This window comes from Rubellimicrobium mesophilum DSM 19309 (assembly GCF_000600335.2).
GTDB lineage: Bacteria > Pseudomonadota > Alphaproteobacteria > Rhodobacterales > Rhodobacteraceae > Rubellimicrobium > Rubellimicrobium mesophilum.
This window is the reverse complement of record NZ_KK088530.1, coordinates 1-4,765: the sequence shown is the minus strand read 5'-3', so window position 1 is coordinate 4,765 and position 4,765 is coordinate 1. Positions and strand designations below refer to the sequence as shown.

6 protein-coding genes are annotated in these 4,765 nt (G+C 55.9%); 1 reads left to right on the top strand and 5 read right to left on the bottom strand.

The annotated features are described in order from the left end of the window. Positions 1-124: 124 nt before the first annotated feature. From RUMESO_RS28265 to RUMESO_RS02095, 4 genes are all read right to left on the bottom strand, one after another. On the bottom strand, positions 125-508 hold the full coding sequence (locus RUMESO_RS28265) for a DUF2290 domain-containing protein (protein ID WP_425414859.1): 384 nt from the start codon (positions 506-508) through the stop codon (positions 125-127). 104 nt (positions 509-612) lie between these two features. Further along, positions 613-2,688: a DEAD/DEAH box helicase gene (locus RUMESO_RS23740; protein ID WP_156362618.1), complete on the bottom strand. Its 2,076-nt coding sequence runs from the start codon at positions 2,686-2,688 to the stop codon at positions 613-615. A 380-nt stretch (positions 2,689-3,068) separates the two neighbouring features. Next, entirely contained in the window at positions 3,069-3,689 is a 621-nt protein-coding gene (locus RUMESO_RS24835; protein WP_156362616.1) for a hypothetical protein, read from the bottom strand. A gap of 9 nt (positions 3,690-3,698) precedes the next feature. Beyond that, positions 3,699-3,908 carry a hypothetical protein gene (locus RUMESO_RS02095; RefSeq protein ID WP_037277729.1) on the bottom strand — a complete coding sequence of 70 codons (210 nt, stop codon included), beginning with the start codon at positions 3,906-3,908 and terminating at the stop codon, positions 3,699-3,701. A gap of 186 nt (positions 3,909-4,094) precedes the next feature. Here RUMESO_RS02095 and RUMESO_RS02090 point away from each other — a divergent pair, with 186 nt between their 5' ends. Next, entirely contained in the window at positions 4,095-4,496 is a 402-nt protein-coding gene (locus RUMESO_RS02090; RefSeq protein ID WP_037277718.1) for a hypothetical protein, read from the top strand. Between the two features lie 24 nt (positions 4,497-4,520). Here the strand turns inward: RUMESO_RS02090 and RUMESO_RS02085 are convergent. After that, positions 4,521-4,765 (bottom strand): integrase core domain-containing protein (locus tag RUMESO_RS02085; protein ID WP_037277710.1); only part of this gene is annotated, 245 nt, incomplete at its 5' end.

Sequence of the window (4,765 nt, the reverse complement as noted above, 5' to 3'; positions counted from 1 at the left end):
CCCCCAGCCGCCAAACCGCCGAGCTTCAGATCCGTGCCGCCCTTCTCAACCGCTTCACCGCCCTCGGCACCCCCGAGACCAAGCGCGTTGCATAAAGCCGACGGGGGTCAGGGGCAGCTCGCTCTTACGCCGAATTGCTCAACAGAGCCCTCTCGAAGCCAAAGTGTATATGCCCTGCAGGATGGCGACCGCATGTATAAAGATGCGGCTCGAAGTCATATCTTATAGGAGTCGCTGGGCGCTCTGTCATCTCGGAACTTCTTGCCAGTTCGTACTCCTCGGCCAGTACGTCTGCGTAATCTCGCCAGTCCTCGCCCGCCTGTTCAAAGGCGAAATCCTCGAAACTCTGATACGCAAAAGGACAATCGTGGAAAGAGTAGGAAAGTCTATCGTCATATCTCCTAAATTGCAACAACGAACCATCTCGAAGCACGGCATCGAACCACGATTCGGTGCTACACTTCTCCCATTGTTCTACGTAGGGTCTGCCCCTCAACTCTAAAGGCATATGCTCAGGATAAACGGGGTAAGATAGCCAACTCTGGAGAACATCCACTCGGCCAAGGAGGCCATGAACCTGATTTCTCGACGCAGCGAACTTGCCAACAGTGATCATTTCTTGAACGACTTTTTTCGCTTCTCACTGATCCTGTCGATAGCTGCCCTGATCTCTTCTTCGTCCAGTTCGTCGATGACATCCTCAAGCGCGTCCTGAAGCCTCTGCCCAGCAGACTCTTCTAGGTCGCGTTTCATGACCCGAAGATCCTCCGGTCCTGGGTACTCAAATTCCAAGTAGGGGAACTTCGCCTTAGCTGCATCCAACTCCTGAATGAAGGTTGCGGCAGCCTCGCCCACACCCGTCACGGTCAACCATGCCTTCGCTCTGGTCATCGCGGTGAACGCGAGGTTCCGCGTCCTGACAGTCGGCCGCCGGAACAGAGCATCCACGCCCATGACATATACCGAGTAACCCTCATTCCCCTTTGCACGATGGACGGAGGTCAGAGTAACTGCGTTGTCGCGTGTAAAGACATCGCCAGACATCGAGTCGCCGCTAAGGTTGTTGGAAGAGATTCCTTCGGAGGCGAGGAGCGAGACCAAACTTCCGAAGTAACTCCGAGCATATCTGTCGTCGGCACAGAGAACAACGATGTCCTCCGCTTTCAGTCCTTCGGTCTTGATGTCGTTCAGAACACTCTTAGCAACAAACCTCACCTCGTCTGTCGCGCTACTCATTCGATGGGCAGAGATGATTTGATCCATACTTTGGGTCTGCGAAATGGAGCTTGGCGAGTTCTCCTCAGGCCGGAGTATCCGGACAGTCTCGCCTGGCCTAAGCGTTCCTTCTGCAATGTCGTATCCGACATCTTTCCAATGTCCCTCGTTCTCAAGCATTTGAACAATCTTGTCGCCGTAGATTCCGAAGCCTATCGCGTGCGCACATACCAACACTTCGCGCGGGTTACGGTAGCACTTTTTGAGTACGACGTCCTCTTCCAGCCGGAACCCTTGCCCGAAAACACTTTCAACCGAGGGAATCTCTGCCTGGAAGATGTTCTGCAGTTCATCATAGGCGTAGACAAGTTTCTGTTGCTTCGCCAGTTTGAGGCATATTCTCAGGAATGAGGCAGGAAAGTCCTGACCTTCGTCCACGAAGACATAGTCAAATGCTTGAGGGATCTTACCGTACGACTCTAAGTCTTGGCAGGCCGTATCGAAAGGCGATGCAGTGTCCTGGACCTGCGAATACGTGAGAGGTGGAACTCCGCTCATTCTACATGCTTCGTAATAAACGCCCGGCTTGGACTTTCCTCCCCATGCATGCATAACGCGAATTTGAGACCAATCGGGATCCTTGTCGTCGAACTGCCTGTAGAAACGAGTGATCAGCCGTCGAACGTGTTGGTAGAGGCTTCGCGTATAAAAGGTGTAGACAATCGTAGCATCGGGATACTGCAAATGGGTCAGCGCAGCCTTCATTGCTAACACCACTGTTTTTCCCGAGCCGGCGAGACCACGAATTCTTTGAGCACCGGAGATCACGGACAGATAGCCGTGTTTCTGCTCTTGGTCAAAACTTGCGATTTCTGCTTCTAGACGATTGACGATGCTCGCGCGAGAGGTCTCCTTAAGTTGCTTTGTTTCCCTTGGGCGTGGCACGATGAGACCTTTGGCGCCCTCAACCACTGAGACGATTTCCCGGCTGACCGCCGGATCTAGCGCCGCTATCTCTATCCTGCTCAGGAATTCCTTGAGTTGCGTCCGGTTCCTGATGACAGCCGCGTCAAGTTCTGCACTGTCTATGTCTTTTTCCAAATTCGGAGCAAAAATCAGTGGCTCCAGAGGGAATAGCAGGTCACGTTTGTTGAGTCGCAGGGCACGATTCTTTGTTAGCCGTGCGTGAATTTGGCCGTAAACCTGGTCTAGCGACTCGTTGACTTGTCGGACGTCGTTTTCGGCGCTCGCTCTCGCTGCGTCGGTGGCTTCAATCACCACGACTCCATGTCTGGGAGATACGATAATCAAATTTGCCGCAACTACGTTTTCTTCTTCTTTGTAGAGGGGAAAGTTGAAATATAGTTGGGCGTCGCGGAGGTTGAGATCATCTTCATTATCTCGGACCATTTGGACAAACTGCTGCGAGGCAGGGTTCGTTCGAAGGCGGGCCTCAGAGGTATTAATTTCCAAAGTATTCTCTCCCGACGCGCAAGGGGCCGCTTGTTCTTCACTCTTGGTGGGCGAGACGACCACCTCGTCGCATTAGTTGTCTGGCAGGCAGCGCCCTTTGACTAGTGAAGGCTTTCTGCCTGCCGAATGTAGTCAGGTTATCATTTCATCGGATCTCGACGATCTGTGGAACAGAGTTGGTTTGCGGCGGTCCTATATGTGAGGCTGCTGACTGAGTTGCCGGCCAAGGAGGTCTAGGCGCGTTAGATGTTTGCCTGCATCTTGGTGGCTGCAGCTCTCTTGGAAGTCGGTCAAAGGGTAGGTTTTGCATAAGCGTTGGCGCTGCCCCGTGAAGGCGAAATCGCTCCGAGAGTTCTGGTGCCGGTGTGCGCAGCTAGATGTTAGGGCCTTGGCGTACTCGGATGGGTCAGCCTCCTGACTTTAGGGCTGGTGGCCTGAGGTGCGTGCAACTCGACTGACAACAGTGGGCGGCCCGCTCGGTCCGAGAGGCGGCGGCCGGCCACTTCCAGGTCGAGAAAGTAGCCTGATAGCGGGCTCTCTGCGCTGCTGAGCGATTGCAGTTCGTCCGTGACTATGAAGTCGCCGCCGTCAGCTCGGAATAGGAACCGTTTGACTTCTGTCACTGCGGCTAGAGCCATAGGTAGAGTGGTGTCTTCGGCGAACTGAGCTAGAAAGTGCTCTACGTGCTCCCTGGGGCCTGTAACCTCTACTGCCCCATCGCCGTCCAGAAGCGCGTGATAGAGGATTAGCGGCCCGGCTAGCTTGCCTAGGTCTTCCGACTCGCCGGGAGACACTCCTGCCTTGGAGACTTCGTAGCGCAGCATGAGTTCGGCGGCTTCGAGCGCGGTAAATCTCGCCCTAGTCCCTTCCACAGGGGCGATCTGCCCCCGACGCCGCCAAACCCTTTGCAGGTTGGGGGGCAGCCCGGAAATATCAGCCACGTCGCCCGGCATGAACAGGGCGAGTGACTTCGTATAGCTTAGATCATCAACTCGAGGCACGCCTTCGTTCTATTCGGAGGTGTCGACCTCAACAACTGCCACGATCTTAGAGATGCTGATAGCGAGGTTGTTGCGGCATGCCTGCCCGTCCACGGCGACAAGCCGCGCTTGCAGGATGCGCTGCACGCTCAAGTCTTGGACGACGTCGGTGAAAGAGCCTCCAGTCTCAACGATGAGCCTCTCTTCGCAGCCGGTCAGGATCAGACGGTACCGCGCCATGTATGTGGCCTCCCATGTCTACCTTCAACAGTATCCAGCCACATCCAGCCCGCAACGATTCTTTGCCACCCTCGACAGATTCCTGAGTCAAAGATTCTGTTGACTGAGTAACCTTGTATGGTGGCGTTGACACCATCGCGAGACCTCGGTATGTGAGTGGCTATCGGTTCATCCTGAGAGACGAGCATGAACGACTCAGTCGTGATTACGGTGTCCCGCCACCACTTCCCTGGTTCCTGTCATGAGTTCGTGGACGAGATCTGCCGGCAGGACGGGCAACCGATGCGTGGCGGGGAGCTACAGCCCACAGCCCGTATGCAGTTCTACGAGAGTGTGAAGCTCGACCGCCTTGTCCGGCCCAGGACTTACCTAGAGGCCGTTGGTGTGCACTGGTCCGAGGTGGCCACCGGGGTAGTGAACTACGACTTGCACCCGGCGACATACCGCTGGGGCGAGGGCCGAATGCTTACTCCCAGCCGCCGCGAATGGCTCGCCGACGGATCAATCATGATGGTCGTAGTGCGTGAAGACGACTACCAAGAACGAGATCCCGCAGACGTCGCGATGCTTGAGGAAGCCGAGGAGTGATCTGGCCCCCGTTTGACCGAACACTCAGGCGGTTGCGGTTTGGGCGGCGATGAACTCGCGAGGCGAGCGCATTTTCAGCCCGGAGTGCGGGTGGTGGGCGTTGTAGTCCTCGAACCAGCTTGGGAGCAATCCGAGGACAGCGGCAGCGTCCGGCAAGGGCGTGACCTGGACGTAGTCGCGCTTCAGGGTGCGGACGAAGGCCTCGGAGATGCCATTGCTTTGGGGGCTCTTCACGGGCGTGAAGCAGGGCTTCAGCCCGAGCTGGCGGG